Below are 21,198 nucleotides of genomic sequence, written 5' to 3'. Positions count from 1 at the left end.
GCTGCCCTCTGGACTCCCGAAACAAGCGGAGAGGGTGCGTGGGGTACGATCTTGCTAAGTGACGGTGGTGTGTGTGCGCCGCGACTGCCCAAGCTATATTCTCGCCATGGTTTCACATGGCCGAACCATAGCTGGGCACGCTCTTAATGCGGCGGGTAGCTCCGCGTGGTCTCTCCTTGCTTTGCTTCGCAAAGGGCTGTCGAGACCGTCGCTGCGCTTAGAATAATGCTTCGCAATCCTCGCGCAAGCTCGGTTGCGTTTGAGCTTAGCGCTCCGCGTGGTCTCTCCCTGCTTTGCTCCGCAAAGGACTGTCGAGACCGTCGCTGCGCTATAGGATAATGCTACACTATCCTCGCATAGGCCCGGTTGTGTTTAGGCTTGCGCTATGCGTGAGCTCTGCTTTGCTTCGCAAAGGGCGTTGGCTCTCCGCTACGCGGTTATATTGGTATGTCGACGTTATACACGCCCAACTTCATTAACAGCTTTGTCCAGACTGCGGTCGTAGAATTGCACGACCTTCTGGTTCGCTTCATATGCACGGAATGCTGCGTTCATGTCCACAGTGGCCTGTGAAGCATCGACATTCGAGCCCTCCAGATAACCCTGACGGATCTGCACATTATCTCCGGCAGCCATCATTCTGGCGGTTGCTCCATCCTGATCATTCAGGCTGAAATTCCCATCGCCCTGGCGTACCAGCTGGTTGGGCTGATCGATTACACTAATTCCCAATGTTACACCTGTTGGTACACCTGTGTCTGCATTGACAAGACGACCTTGCTCATCCACTTTAAATTGGTCTACCGAACCTGTCAACACAACCGGCTGTCCATTATTATCCAACACTTGTGAACCCGTTGAACTCAGGAGTTGTCCAGTTCCTGTAACCTCGAAATGACCATCGCGTGTATATCTTGTATTACCTTCTGCATCCTGTACCGTAAAATACGCCTGAGGCTGGTAGGTTACCGTGCCATCAGCCCGTACAAATTTGCCTGAAGCATCAAACGGGACAGGTTGTCCTGTCTGCGGATCATTCACGGCCAGATTGGACGAAATGGCAAAGTCACTCTTTTGCCCGCTTTCCATAATGGCTCCCTGCAAATTCATAGACAAACTTTCTTCCGCGAACACACCCGTGTTCAGCTTGCCCAGCCGCTTTGTCGGAAGATTGGCATCTCCGCCTACCAAAGAAATGAGCATTTCCGGGAACGAACGGCTTACGCTGTTCACTTGTTTATAACCCGTTGTGTTCATATTTACAATATTCTGCGTTGCAGTGTCATGGCGGCGTTGTTGCGTTATCATTCCCGCAGTTGCGGTGTACAGACCTCTTAACATGTATTAACCCCTCTCCTCAAGCGCTTGTCCTGAATCACAGGATGGCTGCTTGTCCGTTCTGCTTCCCGAGCATGGCGAACCTTTGCTTTTTATATCGGCATATCAGAACTTTTTCTTAACCACCTGATCCAAATTATTCAACATAATGCCTGTTCCCTTCACGACACAATGCATCGGATCCTCTGCAACCCATACCGGTACATGCAATTCATTGGACAACAGTTCGTCCAGTCCGTTCAGCAAAGCGCCTCCACCTGTCAACACGACACCTCGGTCAATAATATCTGCCGACAATTCCGGCGGTGTCCGCTCCAATACCGACTTGGCTGCAACGATGATGGATTGCACGGAATCCCATAGTGCTTCCTGCACTTCATTTCCTGACACCGTTACGGTAACAGGCAAACCGGATACCATATCCCGTCCGCGAATGTCCATCTCCGTTTGATGACCACCCGGGTGAACAGAACCAATCGCAATCTTGAGATCTTCGGCTGTACGTTCACCGATCATGAGCTTGTATTTAGCTTTGATAAACTTGGTAATCGCTTCGTCGAACTTGTCCCCTGCGACTTTAATAGAAGAGGCGGTGACTACGTCGCCCATAGACAGGACTGCAACGTCAGTCGTTCCGCCGCCGATATCCACGACCATATTGCCGCTCGGCTGAAAAATATCCATTCCCGCACCGATCGCTGCCGCTTTCGGCTCTTCTTCCAGAAATACTTCTTTGGCACCGCTGCGTTCCGCAGCCTCACGGATGGCCTTCTGCTCCACGGAAGTAATATTGGTTGGTGCACAGATCAGAATACGCGGGTGGCTGTACCAGCTTCTAGCCCCCACACGATTAATGAAATGTCTAAGCATTGCTTCCGTAATCTCGAAGTCCGCAATAACACCGTCACGCAGCGGTCTAATGGCAACAATGTTACCTGGAGTACGCCCCACCATACGACGCGCTTCTTCCCCAACAGCAAGGACCCGCTTCGTATCGCTTTCAATGGTCACGACGGAAGGTTCATCGAGGACGACCCCGCTTCCTTTCACGTGAATAAGCACGTTCGCCGTGCCAAGATCAATACCGATATCCTTGCTAAACATAAAAGAGCCCCCAAAGTGATATTATTTGGTCAGCGTATCCTGTGAAAAAGAGTCCCTTATCACGTCACCGCTCGTTCGACAAAGTGCAACATATATATGTAAAAATCGGGCTGATAAGATGTCATAATTCGATCCTGTACCAGCTTTTAACATATCATACTTCAGGGGATGGATTCAATGCATGTGTGAGCTTTTTGACCTACGTCTTGCCGCAGGTCCCTACAATTTAGCGGAAGCCAGCACCTCACGTTTTTTACCGCTTGTTTTTTTGTATTTGATTTTGGTCGCTTCACCGCCCCGCAAATGGCGGATGGATTTGTGATACTCCAGAATGTGTTTCACCTGGTCAGCAAGATCAGGGTTAATTTCCGGCAGACGCTCCGTCAGATCCTTATGCACAGTACTCTTTGACACGCCGAATTCCTTGGCAATGGTACGGACCGTATTCCTCGTCTCAACAATGCAGCGACCAATTTTGATGGTCCGTTCCTTGATGTAATCGTGCACGCTCCCGCCTCCCTACTGTGTGGATAGTTTGGTACATTATATGAGGAGCATGCCTATATATTCGCGGTTTAGAGGTGTGACAAGCTTCGAAGGTCCCATTATTTTCTGAAAAGCACAAAAAGAGCAGAGGAGAAATCCCCTCTGCCCGTCATGTTGCTGCGGTAAAAATCATTTATTTTTCCGGAAGATATCCTTGCGGGTTGACCGGTTGACCGTCTTCGTATACTTCAAAGTGAAGGTGGTTGCCCAGCGTTTTTTCCAACTCGTTAACGCCAGCCGATGCAATCGCATCTCCTTGTTTCACTTCATCATCCTGTTTCACTTTAACGTCAGCCAGGCTTTGGTATACGGTCTTGAGGTTATCACTGTGTGTGATTTCCACAACTTGACCTGTCAGCGGGTTTTGTTCCACCCGTGTAACTTTACCGCCGAGTGCTGCTTTGACTTCGAACGTTTTGTTATCGCCCCGTGCCAAGTCTACACCCGTGTTCGGGATAAATGTGTCATTGTACTGCACCATCGCTGCTTCATGTTCCTCGGTTGAACCTTCGTTCTCATAGAACGGTTTTACGACCGAAATTTCGGGCGGAACCGCTACTGGCCAAACAAAATTCTCCGACTTTGCAACAACTTCCACACTTTCCTGTTCTCCATTAACCGCAGTTTCTTCCGTACCCGATGCGCCGGTTTCTACTACCCCGCTTGCAGGGTCCGAGTTCAGCGTTTTGTCGCCTGTGCCCTGATAGACCCACACTAAGGTTAGTATAATGCCTGCTGCTGCGATGTAGGCTGCCGGGAAGACCCAGCGTTTGGACATTGCTCTTCTCCATGAAGAGGGCTGGCTAGCCGGTACTCCTTGAGTTGTTTTAGGAGTTTCTTCTTGGACTGTTTTTTTGTTTTGTTCATTCATCTTGATCACCTCAGTAACAAGTGTTACCGGGTGCAACTCTTTTATACACGCGCGACTCTAATTATTTTCACGAAGCTTTCAAAGAGTGCTATATAAGTTGCGAGGTGTACAGCTAATACGTGCGCCACTTCGGGGACAGTAAACCTCTCGACCGCTGTTATCCCCGGATTTCCTGATTATATTCTCCATGGGAGAAATCCGGGGATAAAGGCGGACACTTTGTTTCTACACGCCTTTTCTGTCCCCTGCGTTCTCCTTACTCTCGTATTCCCAACTGATTTAGCCAAATCCTGAAAGCTCCGGAAGGGGTGGTAGACAGAAGTGCTTGGATTTGGATTTAACAGCCCATCCTTCTATGAAGTCAGTTAATGAACTTATTTAGACGGGATGATAGTTAGGATGAGATTAGCTATATTAGGCGATATAAGGCGTCTGAGATTCGTTAGAGTGCTACGATAGAGTAGCAGAGGCGAAAGTGCAGGGAGGCAGAGGCCGCCCTATGGTTATTTCTAACGCACAACAATTCGGGAGCACTCTACTACCAGAAAACTTCCTAACGACACTGTGCAATTTATTGACGGAAGAACACTATTCCAGCAGATAACATTTCATCATGCCCTGTCACAGAAAACATCTAACGAACCTGATCGACGCTAATGCAGCATTTCACGTCCGTTGGGTAATTTAACGAATCTCAGAAACGTTATTCTCTGTAATACTGGGATGTTTCGATTTAATTGCGGCTTTTCTGCGGAATTAGCTTCTCTGAGATTCGTTAGCCTCCACTCGGGGAAGACGGTGAGCTTGCCCGGATCACCGTTAAACTGCTGCTTTATCCTTATCCCATTCGTTTCAAAAATGTTTCCTACTTCGATGCCAGCATCTTGGATGCCTGTCCGAAAGAGATACCGGTGTAGTAGTGTTTGAGAATCTGGGTTGCAGTGTGACCCTCCTGTGCCATCCCATTGGCTCCCCACTGGCTCATACCGACGCCATGACCGTATCCATACGTGGTAATCTGGACCTCATCCCCATCCGTCTTCCAGCTGAACTGGCTCGATCTCAGGCCTAGCAGCTTTCGAACCTCCGGTCCGCTAAAGGGTGTACCTGCAATCCGCATTTCCTTGATCCGATGGCCTTGCGTGGTAGACATGACTTCCATCCAGCCACCGTTCTGCTGCGCGGTCACCGGGATAGAGCTCGCACTAAGATTCAACTTCTGGAGAATCTCGCTGCGTTTCATTGTGATCGTTTCCTCAAAACCCGGTGCCAGTTTTTTATCCCACGGACTGGCTACACTCTGCAAGTAGGGAACAGGGTTGCCCCACACATCCTCTGCATTTTCTGTATATCCGTTACTCGTGGAGAAAAAAGAAGCGGTGATCGCCTTGCCCTGATATGTCATGACCGCATCCCGGCTCTCGCGGACAGCCTGCTGCAGTTTCTCCCATTCCTTGGCTTTCCCTAATCTTGTCCAGTCCGCTTTTACTTGGTCTGGTGGTATAAACACCTGATGGCTCACAGTATCGGTCACATCGGCTTCTCCTGATGGCACACCGCTTGTATCATTCGCGGCCAGCCTCCTGACGATAAACGTTCTTGCTGCAATGGCCTGAGCCTTTAATGCTTCCAGTCTGAATTCAGCTGGCATCTCGGCTGCCACCACACCCGTAACATATTCCTCCAGCGGAAGATTCATCGTTGTACCGGTTGCAGACAGGTATACCCTTACTTGAGGTTCAGGGTAGGTAACAGGTACAGCTGGAGAAGGAGCTGGAGGCGTTACCTTACCTATAACTGATGGAACAGGGATTGGTTTGACCGGATCAACCGCCCGAGGCCAGACCAGAACGGCGGGTATGAGCAAGGCAAGCGCCAGTAATGTAGAAACAGCTGCTACCGGCTGCCAACGAGTTGTGCCTTTCCCCCATCGGGGGACTCTGCCAAATGTACGCATTCTGCGGCGTTTGACACGACGGAACTGGTCCAATTCAATAACAGGTACGTGCGCACGCCCCGCAACCGGCCCCGCTGGCTCTATTAACGGGTCTGGACTGGATGATGGTGTTACGGATTTTCCTGAAACGGTCCTGAAGTTCGTGGAAGCAAGCTTGTCTTGTTCCACACCGAAAACAGCAATCTCCTCTGGCTCCTTCCCAGGTGGACGGGGGACAAGAGGCACTTTAACCTGTACACGGGCTTCCTTCATTGTGATATAACCCTCCGTTGTCCATGGCCGGTCAAGCGCCGGTCCTTTAGTTCAAATCCATAGTTTAGGGTATGAGCTGCATGGATCTGATAGAACCTGATTTAAGAGAAACGAAGGGAGTTCATATGGGCTGCTTTTAACTAACCTCTGCACTTTAAAAACAGAGAAACGTTGACCCGGCGCGATTTTCCGGTTCGTATTGTACAACACATTTCTTTAAAACTCGCCCTTTCATTTTGTCAGAATCAGCCCAGAAGACGATGTTATGCTACAAGTTAGGACCAGCTATTAATAGAATCAGGTACTGATTTAATTGATTGTTGAACACAAAAAAAGCCAAGCCAGTTGGCTTAGCTTTTAAATCTGTAGTTACATGACAGCACGTATGCTCCGGGGTCGCCAATCACCATATTTTGAGATTGCGGTTCAGAACAACAGCCATTATTCCATCCAACGTTAAGCCCAAGTCGGTTGTACCTTAAACATTGGTACTTCTTCCTCAACCTTTTCGTTCGATGCTTTGACTGCATCCAGCTTAGGCTCTTCAACCGAAATACGATAAATATCGGCTCCAAGTCCATTAAGCTTCTCAGCGAGGTGTACATAGCCACGGTCAATGTGATGAACACCGCCCACTTCTGTTGTACCTTCAGCAACCAGACCCGCAATAATGAGTGCGGCACCCGCACGCAAATCAGTCGCTGTTACTTTGGCACCCTTCAGTTTGGCATTGCCTGTGATGATGGACGAACGTCCTTCCACTTTGATCTCCGCATTCATCAACTGGAATTCATCCACATGCATGAAGCGATTTTCAAAAACAGTCTCTGTCACCACACTGGTTCCCTCAGAGGCAAGCAAGAGCGCCATCATCTGGGACTGCATATCGGTAGGGAAACCAGGGTATGGTAATGTTTTCACATCCACAGCCTTAAGAGGACGGTCTGCGATCACTCGCACGCCATTCTCGTCAGGGTGGATTGTTACACCCATCTCTTCCATCTTCGCAATTACGGAGCCCAAATGGTCTGAAATCGCACCTTCGATATACACATCACCACCGGAAATTGCAGCGGCAGCCATATAGGTACCTGCTTCAACGCGATCCGGAATGACGGTGTGTTTTACGCCAGTCAGTTTCTCCACACCTTCGATGCGGATGACTCCAGTTCCAGCGCCACGAACTTTGGCACCCATGCCGTTCAGGAAATTGGCAAGATCCACGATCTCTGGCTCTTTTGCCGCGTTCTCCAGAACAGTCACGCCTTCAGCCAATGTTGCAGCCATCATAATATTTTGAGTGGCACCTACGGAAGCCACATCCAGATAAATTTTAGCGCCACGCAACCGTCCTTGGCTGCGAGCTTCTATATAGCCCTGGCCCAAGCTGATCTCAGCGCCCATGGCTTCAAAACCTTTCAAATGCTGATCAATAGGCCGTGTACCGATGGCACATCCACCAGGAAGCGAAATTCTTGTATGACCCATACGTGTCAACAATGGCCCCATGACCAGAAAAGACGCCCGCATTTTACTTACCCATTCATACGGTGCCTCACAGGAAGTAAGTTTCTCCGCATTTACGGTAATCACTTCGTCCCGGTATGTAACACCCGCTCCCAGCGATTCCAACACCTTGTTAATCGTCATCACATCGTCTAGAGGAGGAGCGTCAATAATTACGCTTTGTCCTTCTTCCCCTAAGAGAGAGGCAGCGATGATCGGAAGAACAGAATTTTTAGCGCCGCTAACTTTGACACTTCCGGTCAACCTTTTGCCACCGCGGACGATAAATTTGCTCATCATGGTTCCCTCCGCGCTTTTATTCCCTTTTCTTCATTCCGGAATACGTGAGCCCCTCTGTGATAGAAAGGACTGTTGCTGTGTGTGGAATTTCGACATAATCCGGCAAGTACCGCCCTTCATGTCTGTTCAGAAAAGAATTGGTTTATGATCCTTATCGATGATACCACGTGCCGTGCATAATACCTTCCGACCTTGTAAATATAATACGTTATAGGTCAGCAAGCATCAGAACAACAGATTGGGATGATTATTAGCCGGATTCAACCGGATATCCCGTTTATAACCACAAAATAAGTGAACAATGGTGAATTCCCTAACTTCCATCATAACATTGTTGAATTGTACGATACAAGCATTTTTACATAAAACATCTCAAATTCATCCAATACCTTGTCACACTTTTTTCTCAATTCTTCCGCCGACAACTCATACTCTAATTGTTAACACAATCAATCGATGTTATTCGACAATGACTGCTTGAAGAACCTAACAGATGATTAACCAACCATCTCAACATTAAAACAAATGACGCAACATTTGTGTCCATGACAAATAGTCAATGACAAAGCCTGAAACCGCATGACCAAGTATGATGGCCAGCAGCAAATGTAACAGTCTTCCCTGTGCTCCTCGTGGCTGCCTGATGATTAAATCCAGCTTGAGATTCTGCAGAGCCCACCAAGACAACGCTATACATAAAAGAGAGACGATAATCGAGACCAAGCCATTCGTACTTAATGTCTGGTTCAACTGATTTGTCAGATCAGTATCCATATATTCATTACCTCCACATTTGTTGCAGCGATCAGCATAATTATGCCTGGCATCCATAACTTGTTAGAATACGGAATGTCTCGAACACAACATACTGAACCTACATTCAGACTTACTCCTGACATGCAGGAACTTTTGATGCCCAATCACGGAGCAGCAACCATCTGGCTGTGAATGACTATGGAATTCATCTACGCAGCTTCCTGCATCTGCTGACTCTATGGAATATAGGCTCTTTCATCATACATTGTCAATTACATTGATTTCCACTTCGATAATATTTTAAATTCAAATGGCCGGGATTTTGTGACTAAAACGACATAAAAGAGCGTTATTTCGATATCGATCCTGTCATTTCCTCGGAAATAATTTGAAATTCTGTCGTAAAAAATGGTTCTACCAGGGAGCAGTTTCGCCACGACTTTAGTCCTACATTCTATTCATATCCCCATAAACGGTGAATATATTTAACTTTATTTACCGTTAAATCAAGTGCTTCAACCAAAGAATTTGTCCATATATTTTACTGTAACTGGAAAAGATAACGCTCCGAAAACTCAAAAAAGCCCGGCAGACTAAGCTGCCAGGCTTCCAAGAATCGTTTATTTGCCGTGTACGTTGATCCGGTTAACCGCTTTTTGCAGAGCAATCTCTGCCCGGCGGTGATCAAAGTGGTCCTGATTGCTTTGGCTGCTAAGCCGGCGTTCCGCCCGCTCTTTCGCTGCACGCGCACGGTCCACATCAATACTTTCCGGGAATTCGGCACTCTCTGCGAGCACAACAACCTTATCTTTACGGACTTCGATAAACCCGCCGCCAATAGCGACTTGCTTGTTCTGTTTTCCGTTTTTGATAATAATCGGTGCGATCTGCAATGGTGTGACCATAGGGATGTGACCTGGCATAATACCCAGTTCCCCTTCAACACCTCGAACGATGATACTATCCACTTGCTCTGTAAATACCAAACGCTCGGGCGTTACAATTTCCAACAAAAAGGTGCTCAATTCCATCCCTCCTGAAACTATCCGATAGCTCGCTTCATAAGGACAATCCTGGATTCAGACTATACCAGTGTTTTGGCTTTCTCCACTGCCTCTTCAATTGTACCCACGAAGAGGAAAGCTGCTTCCGGAAGATCGTCGTGCTTGCCTTCGAGAATTTCTTTAAAGCTGCGCACCGTTTCTTTAACCGGAACGTATTTACCCGGAATACCGTTAAATGCTTCAGCAACGTGGAATGGCTGGGACAAGAAACGTTGAATCTTACGAGCACGGTAAACGAGCGCTCTGTCTTCTTCACTCAGCTCGTCCATACCAAGAATCGCAATGATATCTTGCAACTCATTGTAACGAGCCAAGATGCGTTTAACGCCCTGAGCTACGTTGTAATGCTCTTCGCCTACAACTTCAGGGGACAAGATCCGGGAGCTTGATGCCAACGGATCTACCGCAGGGTAGATACCCATCTCGGAAATTTTACGCTCCAGGTTCGTCGTTGCATCCAAGTGGGCAAACGTTGTTGCTGGAGCCGGGTCAGTATAGTCATCCGCAGGCACGTAGATGGCCTGGATAGATGTTACGGATCCTTTTTTGGTCGAAGTGATACGTTCTTGCAGTTGACCCATCTCTGTAGCCAGCGTTGGTTGGTAACCTACCGCGGAAGGCATACGTCCGAGCAAGGCAGATACTTCTGAACCTGCTTGGGTGAAACGGAAGATGTTATCGATAAAGAGCAACACGTCACGGCCTTCTTCATCACGGAAGTATTCCGCCATCGTCAGACCTGTGAGGGCTACACGAAGACGTGCGCCTGGAGGCTCGTTCATTTGTCCGAAGACCATCGCTGTTTTGTTGATAACGCCGGAATCACTCATCTCGTGATACAAGTCATTACCTTCACGTGTACGCTCACCAACACCCGCAAATACGGAGATACCGCCGTGCTCTTGTGCGATGTTGTTGATCAATTCCTGAATCGTTACGGTTTTACCTACACCGGCACCACCGAAGAGACCGATTTTACCACCTTTGGCGTAAGGAGCCAGCAAGTCGATAACTTTGATCCCTGTCTCCAGCATTTCAGCCTGGGTAGTCAGTTCATCAAAAGCAGGAGCCGAGCGGTGAATCGGGTTCTTATGTTCAGCAGCTACAGTGCCACCAGTATCAATGGCTTCGCCGAGTACGTTAAATACACGACCCAGTGTCGCTTCCCCAACGGGTACAGAAATCGGAGCTCCTGTATCTACGGCTTCCATACCACGAACAAGTCCGTCCGTGGAGGACATCGCGATACAACGTACTCGGTTGTCACCCAGATGCTTTGAAGCTTCGAGTGTAAGATTCACACTTACGCCGCTTTCGCTTACTGTAGTGATCGTAATGGCATTGAGGATTTCCGGCAGACCGCCGCGATCAAACTCGACGTCAACAACCGGACCCATGATGCTCACAACGCGTCCTTTGTTCATCTTAACGTTCCCCTCCTACAAGCCTGCTAGTTTTGCAGAAATAATGTCCGTTCTCTTTTATCTCTGCACTGCAAGCCTTCATTAATAAAAAACGGTTAGCCTTGTGCTGCGTTGGCACCTGCCACAATTTCCGTAATCTCCTGCGTAATCGCCGCTTGACGGGCACGGTTGTAGGTCAATGACAAGTCGTTAATGAGTTTGGATGCATTTTTGGTTGCATTACCCATTGCAGTCATTTTCGCACCCAGCTCACTCGCCTTACCATTCAGAAGTGCACCGTAGATCAGCGTTTCCGCATAACGCGGTAGCAAAACTTCCAGTACAGCCTCAGCTGAAGGCTCGTATTCGTAGCTTGCCGTCGGTCCTTCCGCAGCAGTTACCTCAGGTGTATCCATCGGAAGAAGACGTTCAACCGTAGGAATCTGGGTCAACGCATTCACAAAGCGGTTATAACAAATGTACAATTCATCAAATTTAGCCAGCTCAAACCCTTGAACAGCCTCGTGTGCAATGGATTTGATATCTGCAAATGATGGTGAATCCGATAGATCCGTTACAACGGATGCCATCGCCATTTCGCGCCGTCTGAAGTAATCGCGTCCCTTACGTCCAATGACAAACAATTCGTAGTCACTCTGAGAGTTGTGGCGCTCTTTGAGCGTCAGATTGACCTGACGCAAAACGTTCGCATTGTACCCCCCCGCAAGACCACGGTCCGATGTGATGATTAGATACGCTGTCTTTTTAACCGGACGGCTCTCCAGCATCGGATGTTGGATTCCTTGCGTACTTGATGCAATACTAGCCACAACTTCTTTCAGTTTCTCCGAATAAGGACGGGCCGCCTCTGCTTTCTCCTGCGCTTTCCGCAGTTTTGCAGCAGCAACCATCTCCATTGCTTTGGTGATCTGCTTGGTGCTTTGTACGCTTTTAATTTGCCGCTTTATTTCGCGCATGCCTTTTGCCATGATTTCACCACCTTAAAGTTTTGACAGAGTCAAAACTACATCGTAAGCATAATCCTACTTTGGCAAGCCAAAGTTACTTCGTAAGCATTCACTAGTTTTGACAAGGTCAAAACTACTTCGTAAGCATATTGAAACTTTGATAAATCAAAGTTTTACATGCAGACATGCGGAATCGGTTAAACAACTCCGCAGCTGCATATCATCTATTTAGACAGAGACAGCGAAGCTCTTTCTGAATTTCTCAATAGCATCTTTCAGAGCGGATTCATTGTCTGCAGTCAATTCTTTTGTATCACGGATGGATGCCAGAATTTCAGGGTGGCTGCTCTCCATGAACGCGAGGAATTCTTGTTCAAAACGAGTCACATCACCTGTAGGAATTTCATCCAGGAATCCTTTAACCGCTGTGTACAAGCTGACTACCTGTTGTTCTACAGGCAGAGGCTGGTTTACACCTTGTTTCAGGATTTCCATCATGCGAGCACCACGATTCAGGCGGGCCTGAGTCGCTTTATCCAGATCGGAACCGAACTGAGAGAACGCTTGAAGCTCACGATATTGAGCAAGGTCGAGACGCAGGGAACCTGCAACCTTTTTCATCGCTTTGATCTGAGCAGAACCACCAACCCGAGATACGGAAATACCTACGTTGATCGCTGGACGTTGTCCAGCATTGAACAGGTCAGCTTCCAGGAAGATTTGTCCGTCTGTGATGGAGATTACGTTCGTTGGGATGTAAGCAGATACGTCGGAAGCTTGTGTTTCAATAAACGGAAGTGCGGTTAAAGAACCACCACCAAGTTCATCATTCAGCTTCGCTGCACGCTCCAACAAACGGGAGTGCAGGTAGAAGACGTCACCCGGATAAGCCTCACGGCCCGGAGGACGACGAAGCAGCAAGGAGAGCTCACGGTATGCGGAAGCTTGTTTGGTCAAGTCATCATAGATAACCAAAACATGCTCACCTTTATACATAAAGTACTCTCCCATCGAACAACCGGAATACGGTGCGATGTACAACAGTGGTGATGGGTCGGATGCTGCAGCAGTTACAACAATCGTGTACTCCATTGCGCCTTTACGACGAAGAGTTTCTACGACTTGTGCAACTGTAGATTGTTTTTGACCGATAGCAACATAGATACATTTCATGCCGCTGCCTTTTTGGTTCAGGATGGCATCGATCGCGATCGATGTTTTACCTGTTTGACGGTCACCGATGATCAACTCACGTTGACCACGACCGATTGGAACCATGGCATCAATGGCTTTGATCCCTGTTTGCATCGGCTCATGAACCGATTTACGATCCATTACGCCTGGTGCTTTACCTTCAACCGGACGGAATTCCGTTGTAGCGATTGGCCCTTTGCCATCCACCGGAATACCGAGCGGGTTCACAACGCGTCCAATCAATGCTTCGCCTACAGGCACTTGCATGATTTGACCCGTACGTTTCACTTGGTCACCTTCACGAATATCGTAGTAAGGTCCCAGGATAACGACACCGACATTGCTTTCTTCCACGTTCATGGCGAGTCCCATAACACCGCTTGGGAATTCAACCAACTCGTTGGACATGACGTTCTCAAGTCCGTAAACACGAGCGATACCATCACCAACCTCGATTACCGTTCCGACTTCGACTACATCGATATCGGTCTTGTATTGTTCGATTTGGCTCTTAATTAATGTACTGATTTCTTCTGGTTTGATACTCAAGTGTCCTCACCCCAATCTACTGTACTCGTCTGTTAAAAGACTGCTCAAGACGTTCGAGCTTGCCAGCCAAGCTGCCGTCATAGATCGTATCGCCAATGGCGACTTTCAATCCGCCCAGCAGAGTCGGATCAACAATGTTCTCGATACGGATCTTTTTATTCACACGGCCACCGAATTCACGGGCTACCGCTTCTTGTTCTTCATCATTCAAAGCATAAGTCGAGTACACGCGTGCATCGGCTATGCCGAGCGATTCGCCCTCGATCTTCACATAATCATTCAGCAGAGCTTCCAGCAATTCAACACGTCCTCGCTCAATCAAAAGCAAAACGGTTTTCAGAACAGGTTCAGACACCTTGCCGTCAAGACTTGTGCGAAGTACGTTCTGTTTTGCCTCTTCAGAGATGTTGGGTGACTCGATAAATTTACCGATTTCCGCATCACCTGTGATGGCAATTACAACAGTCCGTAGCTCTTGTTCGACTTCAAGCACCTGCTGTTGTCCGAGAGCAACCTCAAACAATGCTTTCGCATAACGCTTGGCAACAATCGTATCGCGGCTCATTGTCGGCCTCCTACCTCATTGAGGTATTGGTTCACAAGCTCCTCTTGTGCAGGACCGTTCTCAACTTCTTTTTTGATCAGCTTGGAAGCGATTTGAACGGAAGCTGTACCCAGTTCGCTGCGAAGCGCTGCAACCGCTTTGTTCTTCTCGCTTTCAATCTCACGCACAGCATCGTCTTTCAGGCGATTCGCTTCTGCTTTTGCATCCGCCAGAATCGTTTCAGCCTGTTTGCCGCCTGTTTGTTTGGATTGTTCAATGATGTCATATGCATCTTTACGTGCCTTTTCAAGAGCCTGCTTCTGTTCCTCAACATAGGCAATAGCCTGATCCCGCGTTTGGGCAGCCTCATTCATTTGCGCCAATACGAGTTCACGACGTTTTTCCATAATGGAGAAAAGTGGACCAAATGCATAACGGCTAAGCAGCCAATATAAAATACCAAATGCTATAATCGCCAGAACTGTATTTTCCCATACGAAATTCAATCTGTTCACTCCTTCCTGAAGGTATCCTCAGGCCGCAACTCCGCGTTTACGGACGCTACCTAAAAAGAAGGCGCGGATGGCTGTGGCCTTCCCCGCCAAACCTGCACTGATTTTATTAAGCCGCTCCGTAGAAAATGAACGCCAGTACCACACCGATGATCGGCAATACCTCGATCAAACCTACACCGATAAACATTGTTGTTTGAAGAGTGGATTTTGCTTCCGGTTGACGGGCAATACCCTCCACCGTTTTGCTGATTACCAAACCGTTACCGATACCTGCGCCAAGTGCGCCCAATCCTGCAACAATTGCTGCTGCCAATAATGCCATTGCTCCCATTTGTATATCCTCCTTAGAATGTTCGTTCAAATTTTATAGTTCAGCCCTACAGGGTTAACCGTAATGGACTTGAATCTTAATGCTCCTCGTGCGACTCGACGGTTTGTGATATGTATACCATCATCAAAACCGTGAATACGAATGCCTGTATGGCTCCGATGAAAATACTGAACCCCTGCCACGCCGTCAACAGCGGAATTGCTGCAATTGCGCCAATCCATTTGAATGCTGTAAGCTTCATAATCGTGGAGATTAGAACCTCACCTGCGAAGATATTGGCGAACAAACGCATACCGTGTGTCAACAATTTGGATGCCGTCTCCACAATGTTGATTGGGAAGAACAGCCAGTGTGGTTGGAAATAATGCTTGAGATACGTTTTGGTGTTACGGAAAAGTCCCAATCCATGCGCGATAGCAAATGCAATCAACGCAAGACCCATGGTTACCGAAAGGTCAGCCGTAGGTGATTTCCACCAGGCAACTTCGATATGTGGATGAGCTTCAGGATCCTTCTCGTGAGCTTCATGGAACGCTTCTTGAACCGAGACGATTGGCTTGCCAAAGATTTCAGCTTGGCTTGCATCCGTAGCCCCAGTTACGACGCCCAAAGGGAGACCCAACATGTTTCCCACAAAGATAAACATAATCATTGTGGTTGCCAAGGTAAGGAAATGCTGCCCCTTCTTCATGTCCATCGTGCTCGAGATCAGGTTGCGTACAAACTCAATCGCCCACTCCAGGAAGTTTTGCATTTTGCCCGGATTTTCTACCGACAAGTTCCGCGTAGCCAGTTTTGCAACAATAAATACAATGGCGGATGTTACGATCAGCATCAGCAGAACAGACAAATCCAGATGGAACCCACCCAGGTTAATTATCGGAGATTCATGCATATTTTTCTCACCCCTTTCTCATTCGAAAGCTTGCAGCACCACTATGAGTCTGCTTTGCGGGACAACAATATCCCTATAAATAGTAAGGAAAATTGTGCTATGACCAAGCCAGCTACAACCGCATATAAATTGAAGTATTGCGGATACTGCATCGCCATGAAAATAGCGAGTACTGCAAGAGCTGCTCTAGTCAAAAATCCCAGGTTCACTCGCTTAAGGTTTCCTTCCGCTGCACCATCCAACATTCTCCTGACTTTGCGACCCAGATAAGAAGCGTTGATCCAACTGATCACCGTTCCCAGGGCCAGTCCCAAAGCTATTGTTTCCACACGGGGCAGAAAGGCCGCTGCGAGAAAACAAATCATAAGAAAGTACATGATGAAAACAGTCATCCATCTGCGGTATCTGGTTAGTTCACTCATCACTTTCCCCCATGAATTTTTTCGCGATAAAGTAGATGCTTACGCCGCCTGCTGCCAAGAAAAAGAGAACGCTTACGGCGATCCATATTCCGCTACCCCCGAGGGTCTTGTCCAACCAGGAGCCAACGTAATATCCGGCAACAGCGAGAATGGCAATCTCGATTCCAAAAGCTGTCACGAGCCCCATTGCTTTCCACACATTATCATCATGGTTACGGGATGAATTTGGTTTGTTCGAATCGGCCATTTTCCACGCCACCCTTGCAATCCCAGTTAATTTTACTGAATGATGAGAGCCTTTGTCAATTGAATGATTTTAGCGTTTTAAAGGGGAAAACGAAGGGATTATAGGCCATCAGAGCCCATAAACCCGCGTAAACCGTACAGTTTAACTGTATGCTGTACCCTTTAATAATCCGTCAGAAAAAATGAATTATTTTTTGAATTTTCTGTGAAATGATTCCGGACGTTCACTATTTACACCAAAATGGTGCAAAATCGCATTGACAATTCTTTCCGAAGCATGTCCATCACCATATGGATTGGCAGCCTGACTCATGCTTGCATACAGCGTCTCGTCTGTAAGCAGAGCTCTGGTCCGTTCATATACACGTTCCTCTTCGGTGCCTACCAGTTCAAGTGTTCCTGCTTCGATGCCCTCCGGGCGCTCCGTTGTATCCCGCAGGACGAGAACAGGCACACCAAACGAAGGCGCTTCTTCCTGCAAACCGCCTGAATCGGTCAATATCAAGTGAGTATGCGGGTAAAAGTTATGCAAATCCACGACGTCTAGTGGATCAATCAATTGAATACGGGGATGATTCCCCAGAATCGCGTGAGCCGGCTCCTTCACAGCAGGACTTGGATGCACCGGGTACACGATGGCAATATCCTCAAACTCGTCGGCAATCCGTTTGACGGCCTGGAAAATGTTACGGTGAGGCTCGCCCTGGGATTCACGGCGGTGAGCTGTCATCAGCACAAGACGTTTGCCTTTTGCCCAATCTAGTACCGGGTGTGTGTAATCCTGCCGTACTGTATATTGAAACACATCTGTTACCGTGTTGCCTGTGACATACGTACTAGACTCTGATTTATTTTCTTTGGCAAGATTGGAAGAAGACCAGTCCGTTGGTGCAAAATGCAAGTCAGCAAGTACGCCGGTTAACTGACGGTTCATTTCTTCCGGGTATGGAGAGAGCTTGTTCCATGTTCGAAGGCCCGCTTCCACATGACCCACCTGGATCTGCTGCAGGAACGCAGCATAGCTGGCTACAAACGTAGTCAGCGTATCACCGTGAACCAGCACGATATCCGGTTTGGCTTCACGCAAGACTGGCTCCAGACCTCCCAGCACACGAATTGTAATTTCATTCAGCGTCTGGCGATCTTTCATCACATCCAGGTCATAGTCTGGATGAATATCGAATACTTCTAGAACCTGATCCAGCATTTGGCGGTGCTGTGCAGTAACGCAAACGATGGATTCAATCGATTCGGGATGTTTCTGCAATTCCAAAATAAGCGGAGCCATCTTGATGGCCTCCGGGCGCACCCCGAATATCGTCATGACTTTAATTTTCTTGGACATTGAAGCAAAGCCCCTTTTCTATTCAGCATGCAATATGCTTATTTTGTGCCGTACAGACGGTCTCCTGCATCTCCCAGTCCGGGAACGATATAACCATGATCATCGAGACGATCGTCCAGCGCAGCCACGTAGATGTCTACATCCGGATGTGCATCCTGAACTGCTTTTACCCCTTCAGGAGCTGCAACAAGGTTCATCATTTTGATCTGGGTGCATCCGCGTTTTTTCAACACGTCAATAGCTGCAATGGCAGAACCGCCAGTTGCCAGCATCGGGTCAATTACAATCAATTGGCGCTCTGTCACGTCTGTAGGCAGTTTGGTGTAGTATTCTACCGGTTGCAGGGTTTCCGGGTCACGGAACAGACCCACATGTCCAACTTTTGCAGCTGGCAGCAATTTCACAACACCATCCAGCATGCCGAGTCCTGCACGCAGAATCGGTACCAGTCCGAGCATACGTCCAGAGATGACTTTGCCCTGTGTGGCTGCTACAGGTGTCTGTACATCGATAGTCTCCAGCTCAACATCTCTTGTAATCTCATAAGCCATCAGCGTTGCCACTTCATCCACCAATTCACGAAAATCTTTCGTATTCGTACGCATGTCGCGTATAAACGTCAGTTTGTGTTGAATCAAAGGGTGATCACATATTACTAATTTTCCCATCTAATTTGTCCCTCCGGTAAGTTCTTCATGTTCAGCATTTCCAAATATGCCTAATCACCATTCATAGGCCCGATAAATCCTGTATATTATATCATCACCTACACCGAATTACACTATCAAAGGGCACCTAATCATTACAGAAAACCGAATCCTATAAAAATAGGACCGGAAAAATGAGTCTTCCGGTCCTTTTTGCTCCTGCTGTTATGTCGTTGAGATGATGAAATGCATGTAAACACGATGATGCTCCGCAAACAGAATGACCCTTCGATCGCTGTTATCCCCGGATTTTTTTGAACCCCCTTATTAAGGGGGAAATCCGGGAATAAAGGCGAACGCTACGCTTCTACGTCTTCATTCTGTTTGCTCCGTCTGCATGTTTACATTAAGAACATCTCAAATACAAACAGCATGAGCAAGTTTTTTAGTATTTAAGGTCGGTGTACAGAGGGAATTGATCTGTCAGTGCCGTCACTTCCGCACGAGCTTCATCCAATTTCGCTGCATCTTTAGGGTTTTTCAATGTTTTGGCAATGATCTTACCAATCGCTACCATTGCTTCTTCGTTCATACCGCGGGAAGTGGCCGCAGGTGTACCGATCCGGATACCACTCGTTACAAACGGGCTGGTTGGATCGAACGGAATTGCATTTTTGTTCACGGTAATGCCGATGGAATCGAGTACATGCTCGGCTTCCTTACCTGTGATGTTTACGCTGCGAGTGTCGATCAGCATCAAGTGGTTGTCTGTACCGCCGGATACGATGTTCAAACCTTCAGCAATCAGCGTTTCAGCCAGAACCTGTGCATTTTTCACGACATTTTGTGCATATGTTTTGAATGATGGCTGCAACGCTTCACCGAATGCTACCGCTTTGGAAGCAATCACGTGCATCAGAGGTCCACCTTGGGAACCCGGGAATACGGCTTTATCAATGGCTGCTGCCCATGCTTTGCGGCACAAAATCATACCACCACGAGGTCCACGCAGCGTTTTGTGTGTTGTTGTTGTTACAAAATGCGCATGTGGAACCGGGCTTGGATGCAATCCGGCAGCCACCAGTCCTGCAATGTGAGCCATATCCACCATAAACAAAGCACCTACATCATTGGCGATGGAAGCAAGCTTTTCAAAATCAATGGTACGCGGATATGCACTTGCACCTGCAACGATCATGCGAGGACGATGTTTGAATGCTGCTTTGCGCACTTCATCGTAATCAATCAGGAACGTATCTTCTTGTACACCATAAGCCACGAAATTGTACAGCAAGCCGGAAGCGTTAACCGGGCTACCATGAGTGAGGTGTCCACCATGCGCAAGGTTCATACCCAGCACAGTATCACCAGGTTTCAAAGCCGCAAGGTATACTGCCATGTTCGCTTGAGCACCGGAGTGAGGTTGAACATTGACATGTTCAGCTCCAAACAATTCTTTGGCACGATCACGTGCGATATCTTCAACGATATCGACATGTTCACAACCGCCGTAATAACGTTTGCCTGGATATCCTTCAGCGTACTTGTTCGTCAGTACAGATCCCATTGCTTCGATTACCGCTTCGCTTACGATATTCTCGGATGCGATCAGCTCGATGTTGTTTTGTTGACGTTTCAGTTCAAGATTCATCGCTTCCAGTACTGCCGGGTCATTCTTGCGCAATTGTTCCATGATTAAATTCCTCCCAGTTTATAAGTGAAATGGTTGAATAAACTTAGTCACAAAATGTCGAATCTGGTTGCTCTTCCATACGATACACTGCGCGTTCGCCGCCAATCAACTTGGGACGAGTCAATGCTGTAGTTACACGGGCATCCCCGATGTAGCGGAGCGCTGTTCGGAAAGGCACCGCCACATGCCGCAGATGCATGCCAATCATGGTTTCCCCGATATCCAGTCCCGCATGGGCCTGCACATGTTCAGCCAGACATGGATCAGTCAGTGAGCGATACGCTGCGGATGCCATGGAGCCACCTGCTTTTGGCACAGGAACAGCACCTACCTCAGTCAATCCAAGACGTGTAAGCAAGGAACGCTCCATCACCAGAGCACGGTTCAGGTGCTCACAGCATTGGAATACAACATCAAAACCGAACTCCTGCTGCACCTCGGATATACCTGCAAGAAGCTGCTGCGCCACTTCGATCGCACCGCTTGTACCAATCCGTTTGCCTGCGACTTCACTTGTACTGGTACCGATCACAACGATCTGTCCATGTCCAAGCTGTCCGGCAAGCGCCAATTCACGCAGAATGGATGCGGTCTGTTCACGTAATCCGGGTTGTTCCGAATCCAACTCAATAGTCATCCTATCGCCTCCCGATAAAATCATGCCCGACTTCCTCTTAGCTGTCCTTCGTATTCTTGCACGGCATTTCAGGTACTATTATAGCGAATATTCAGATGAAAGACGAAAAAAAGAG

21 protein-coding genes are annotated in these 21,198 nt (G+C 47.9%); all 21 read right to left on the bottom strand.

Annotated features, from left to right (window positions below; all coding sequences use genetic code 11):
• Nucleotides 1-456: 456 nt before the first annotated feature.
• Nucleotides 457-1,341, bottom strand: coding sequence for a flagellar hook-basal body protein (locus tag ACFTRD_RS23505; protein ID WP_379384245.1), 885 nt, complete (start codon nucleotides 1,339-1,341; stop codon nucleotides 457-459).
• Between the two features lie 102 nt (nucleotides 1,342-1,443).
• Nucleotides 1,444-2,442, bottom strand: coding sequence for a rod shape-determining protein (gene mreB / locus ACFTRD_RS23500; RefSeq protein WP_192271276.1), 999 nt, complete (start codon nucleotides 2,440-2,442; stop codon nucleotides 1,444-1,446).
• 219 nt (nucleotides 2,443-2,661) lie between these two features.
• The gene (gene spoIIID, locus ACFTRD_RS23495) at nucleotides 2,662-2,949 is read right to left on the bottom strand and encodes a sporulation transcriptional regulator SpoIIID (protein WP_017691945.1); all 288 of its coding nucleotides are present in this window, start codon (nucleotides 2,947-2,949) and stop codon (nucleotides 2,662-2,664) included.
• A gap of 172 nt (nucleotides 2,950-3,121) precedes the next feature.
• A complete protein-coding gene (locus tag ACFTRD_RS23490) occupies nucleotides 3,122-3,859 on the bottom strand; it encodes a peptidoglycan DD-metalloendopeptidase family protein (RefSeq protein ID WP_379384243.1) in 738 nt (245 codons plus the stop codon).
• An 865-nt stretch (nucleotides 3,860-4,724) separates the two neighbouring features.
• Entirely contained in the window at nucleotides 4,725-6,068 is a 1,344-nt protein-coding gene (spoIID, locus tag ACFTRD_RS23485) for a stage II sporulation protein D (RefSeq protein WP_379384241.1), read from the bottom strand.
• A gap of 456 nt (nucleotides 6,069-6,524) precedes the next feature.
• Nucleotides 6,525-7,871, bottom strand: a complete 1,347-nt coding sequence (murA, locus tag ACFTRD_RS23480) for a UDP-N-acetylglucosamine 1-carboxyvinyltransferase (protein ID WP_082704050.1) — start codon at nucleotides 7,869-7,871, stop codon at nucleotides 6,525-6,527.
• Between the two features lie 519 nt (nucleotides 7,872-8,390).
• Nucleotides 8,391-8,648 (bottom strand): DUF1146 family protein, encoded by a 258-nt coding sequence (locus tag ACFTRD_RS23475; protein ID WP_062321714.1) that lies wholly within the window; start codon nucleotides 8,646-8,648, stop codon nucleotides 8,391-8,393.
• Between the two features lie 602 nt (nucleotides 8,649-9,250).
• A complete protein-coding gene (locus ACFTRD_RS23470) occupies nucleotides 9,251-9,655 on the bottom strand; it encodes a F0F1 ATP synthase subunit epsilon (protein WP_192271280.1) in 405 nt (134 codons plus the stop codon).
• A gap of 59 nt (nucleotides 9,656-9,714) precedes the next feature.
• Nucleotides 9,715-11,118 (bottom strand): F0F1 ATP synthase subunit beta, encoded by a 1,404-nt coding sequence (atpD, locus tag ACFTRD_RS23465; protein WP_379384238.1) that lies wholly within the window; start codon nucleotides 11,116-11,118, stop codon nucleotides 9,715-9,717.
• 95 nt (nucleotides 11,119-11,213) lie between these two features.
• Nucleotides 11,214-12,086, bottom strand: a complete 873-nt coding sequence (atpG, locus tag ACFTRD_RS23460; RefSeq protein ID WP_379384236.1) for an ATP synthase F1 subunit gamma — start codon at nucleotides 12,084-12,086, stop codon at nucleotides 11,214-11,216.
• Nucleotides 12,087-12,293: 207 nt separating this feature from the next.
• Nucleotides 12,294-13,808 carry a F0F1 ATP synthase subunit alpha gene (gene atpA / locus ACFTRD_RS23455; protein WP_379384234.1) on the bottom strand — a complete coding sequence of 505 codons (1,515 nt, stop codon included), beginning with the start codon at nucleotides 13,806-13,808 and terminating at the stop codon, nucleotides 12,294-12,296.
• A 16-nt stretch (nucleotides 13,809-13,824) separates the two neighbouring features.
• Nucleotides 13,825-14,373, bottom strand: coding sequence for a F0F1 ATP synthase subunit delta (locus tag ACFTRD_RS23450; protein WP_379384232.1), 549 nt, complete (start codon nucleotides 14,371-14,373; stop codon nucleotides 13,825-13,827).
• Nucleotides 14,370-14,858 (bottom strand): F0F1 ATP synthase subunit B, encoded by a 489-nt coding sequence (gene atpF / locus ACFTRD_RS23445; protein ID WP_063568355.1) that lies wholly within the window; start codon nucleotides 14,856-14,858, stop codon nucleotides 14,370-14,372. Before atpF ends, ACFTRD_RS23450 begins: the two co-directional genes overlap by 4 nt.
• Nucleotides 14,859-14,973: 115 nt before the next feature.
• On the bottom strand, nucleotides 14,974-15,198 hold the full coding sequence (atpE, locus tag ACFTRD_RS23440; RefSeq protein WP_090903513.1) for a F0F1 ATP synthase subunit C: 225 nt from the start codon (nucleotides 15,196-15,198) through the stop codon (nucleotides 14,974-14,976).
• Between the two features lie 76 nt (nucleotides 15,199-15,274).
• On the bottom strand, nucleotides 15,275-16,093 hold the full coding sequence (gene atpB / locus ACFTRD_RS23435) for a F0F1 ATP synthase subunit A (RefSeq protein WP_090903512.1): 819 nt from the start codon (nucleotides 16,091-16,093) through the stop codon (nucleotides 15,275-15,277).
• 41 nt (nucleotides 16,094-16,134) lie between these two features.
• A complete protein-coding gene (locus tag ACFTRD_RS23430; protein WP_090903511.1) occupies nucleotides 16,135-16,515 on the bottom strand; it encodes an ATP synthase subunit I in 381 nt (126 codons plus the stop codon).
• Nucleotides 16,508-16,762: an AtpZ/AtpI family protein gene (locus ACFTRD_RS23425; RefSeq protein WP_379384228.1), complete on the bottom strand. Its 255-nt coding sequence runs from the start codon at nucleotides 16,760-16,762 to the stop codon at nucleotides 16,508-16,510. Before ACFTRD_RS23425 ends, ACFTRD_RS23430 begins: the two co-directional genes overlap by 8 nt.
• 186 nt (nucleotides 16,763-16,948) lie before the next feature.
• Complete coding sequence (gene wecB, locus ACFTRD_RS23420; RefSeq protein WP_192271289.1) at nucleotides 16,949-18,106, bottom strand: non-hydrolyzing UDP-N-acetylglucosamine 2-epimerase; 1,158 nt, start codon at nucleotides 18,104-18,106, stop codon at nucleotides 16,949-16,951.
• Between the two features lie 38 nt (nucleotides 18,107-18,144).
• On the bottom strand, nucleotides 18,145-18,774 hold the full coding sequence (upp, locus tag ACFTRD_RS23415) for a uracil phosphoribosyltransferase (RefSeq protein ID WP_017691929.1): 630 nt from the start codon (nucleotides 18,772-18,774) through the stop codon (nucleotides 18,145-18,147).
• Between the two features lie 424 nt (nucleotides 18,775-19,198).
• Complete coding sequence (locus ACFTRD_RS23410) at nucleotides 19,199-20,446, bottom strand: serine hydroxymethyltransferase (protein WP_175381407.1); 1,248 nt, start codon at nucleotides 20,444-20,446, stop codon at nucleotides 19,199-19,201.
• 43 nt (nucleotides 20,447-20,489) lie between these two features.
• Nucleotides 20,490-21,083 (bottom strand): TIGR01440 family protein, encoded by a 594-nt coding sequence (locus ACFTRD_RS23405; RefSeq protein WP_379384224.1) that lies wholly within the window; start codon nucleotides 21,081-21,083, stop codon nucleotides 20,490-20,492.
• Nucleotides 21,084-21,198 lie beyond the last annotated feature (115 nt).

It is taken from the genome of Paenibacillus sp. NPDC056933, assembly GCF_042674385.1.
GTDB lineage: Bacteria > Bacillota > Bacilli > Paenibacillales > Paenibacillaceae > Paenibacillus.
This window is presented reverse-complemented; position numbering and strand designations above follow the sequence as displayed.

Excerpts from the sequence above, each read along its gene's own strand:
- ACFTRD_RS23505 (WP_379384245.1), bottom strand. The coding sequence starts at position 1,341 with ATGTTAAGAGGTCTGTACACCGCAACTGCGGGAATGATAACGCAACAA.
- mreB (WP_192271276.1), bottom strand. The coding sequence starts at position 2,442 with ATGTTTAGCAAGGATATCGGTATTGATCTTGGCACGGCGAACGTGCTT.
- ACFTRD_RS23490 (WP_379384243.1), bottom strand. The coding sequence starts at position 3,859 with ATGAATGAACAAAACAAAAAAACAGTCCAAGAAGAAACTCCTAAAACA.
- spoIID (WP_379384241.1), bottom strand. The coding sequence starts at position 6,068 with ATGAAGGAAGCCCGTGTACAGGTTAAAGTGCCTCTTGTCCCCCGTCCA.
- murA (WP_082704050.1), bottom strand. The coding sequence starts at position 7,871 with ATGAGCAAATTTATCGTCCGCGGTGGCAAAAGGTTGACCGGAAGTGTC.
- ACFTRD_RS23475 (WP_062321714.1), bottom strand. The coding sequence starts at position 8,648 with ATGGATACTGATCTGACAAATCAGTTGAACCAGACATTAAGTACGAAT.
- atpD (WP_379384238.1), bottom strand. The coding sequence starts at position 11,118 with ATGAACAAAGGACGCGTTGTGAGCATCATGGGTCCGGTTGTTGACGTC.
- atpG (WP_379384236.1), bottom strand. The coding sequence starts at position 12,086 with ATGGCAAAAGGCATGCGCGAAATAAAGCGGCAAATTAAAAGCGTACAA.
- ACFTRD_RS23450 (WP_379384232.1), bottom strand. The coding sequence starts at position 14,373 with ATGAGCCGCGATACGATTGTTGCCAAGCGTTATGCGAAAGCATTGTTT.
- atpE (WP_090903513.1), bottom strand. The coding sequence starts at position 15,198 with ATGGGAGCAATGGCATTATTGGCAGCAGCAATTGTTGCAGGATTGGGC.
- atpB (WP_090903512.1), bottom strand. The coding sequence starts at position 16,093 with ATGCATGAATCTCCGATAATTAACCTGGGTGGGTTCCATCTGGATTTG.
- ACFTRD_RS23430 (WP_090903511.1), bottom strand. The coding sequence starts at position 16,515 with ATGAGTGAACTAACCAGATACCGCAGATGGATGACTGTTTTCATCATG.
- ACFTRD_RS23425 (WP_379384228.1), bottom strand. The coding sequence starts at position 16,762 with ATGGCCGATTCGAACAAACCAAATTCATCCCGTAACCATGATGATAAT.
- wecB (WP_192271289.1), bottom strand. The coding sequence starts at position 18,106 with ATGTCCAAGAAAATTAAAGTCATGACGATATTCGGGGTGCGCCCGGAG.
- upp (WP_017691929.1), bottom strand. The coding sequence starts at position 18,774 with ATGGGAAAATTAGTAATATGTGATCACCCTTTGATTCAACACAAACTG.
- ACFTRD_RS23410 (WP_175381407.1), bottom strand. The coding sequence starts at position 20,446 with ATGGAACAATTGCGCAAGAATGACCCGGCAGTACTGGAAGCGATGAAT.
- ACFTRD_RS23405 (WP_379384224.1), bottom strand. The coding sequence starts at position 21,083 with ATGACTATTGAGTTGGATTCGGAACAACCCGGATTACGTGAACAGACC.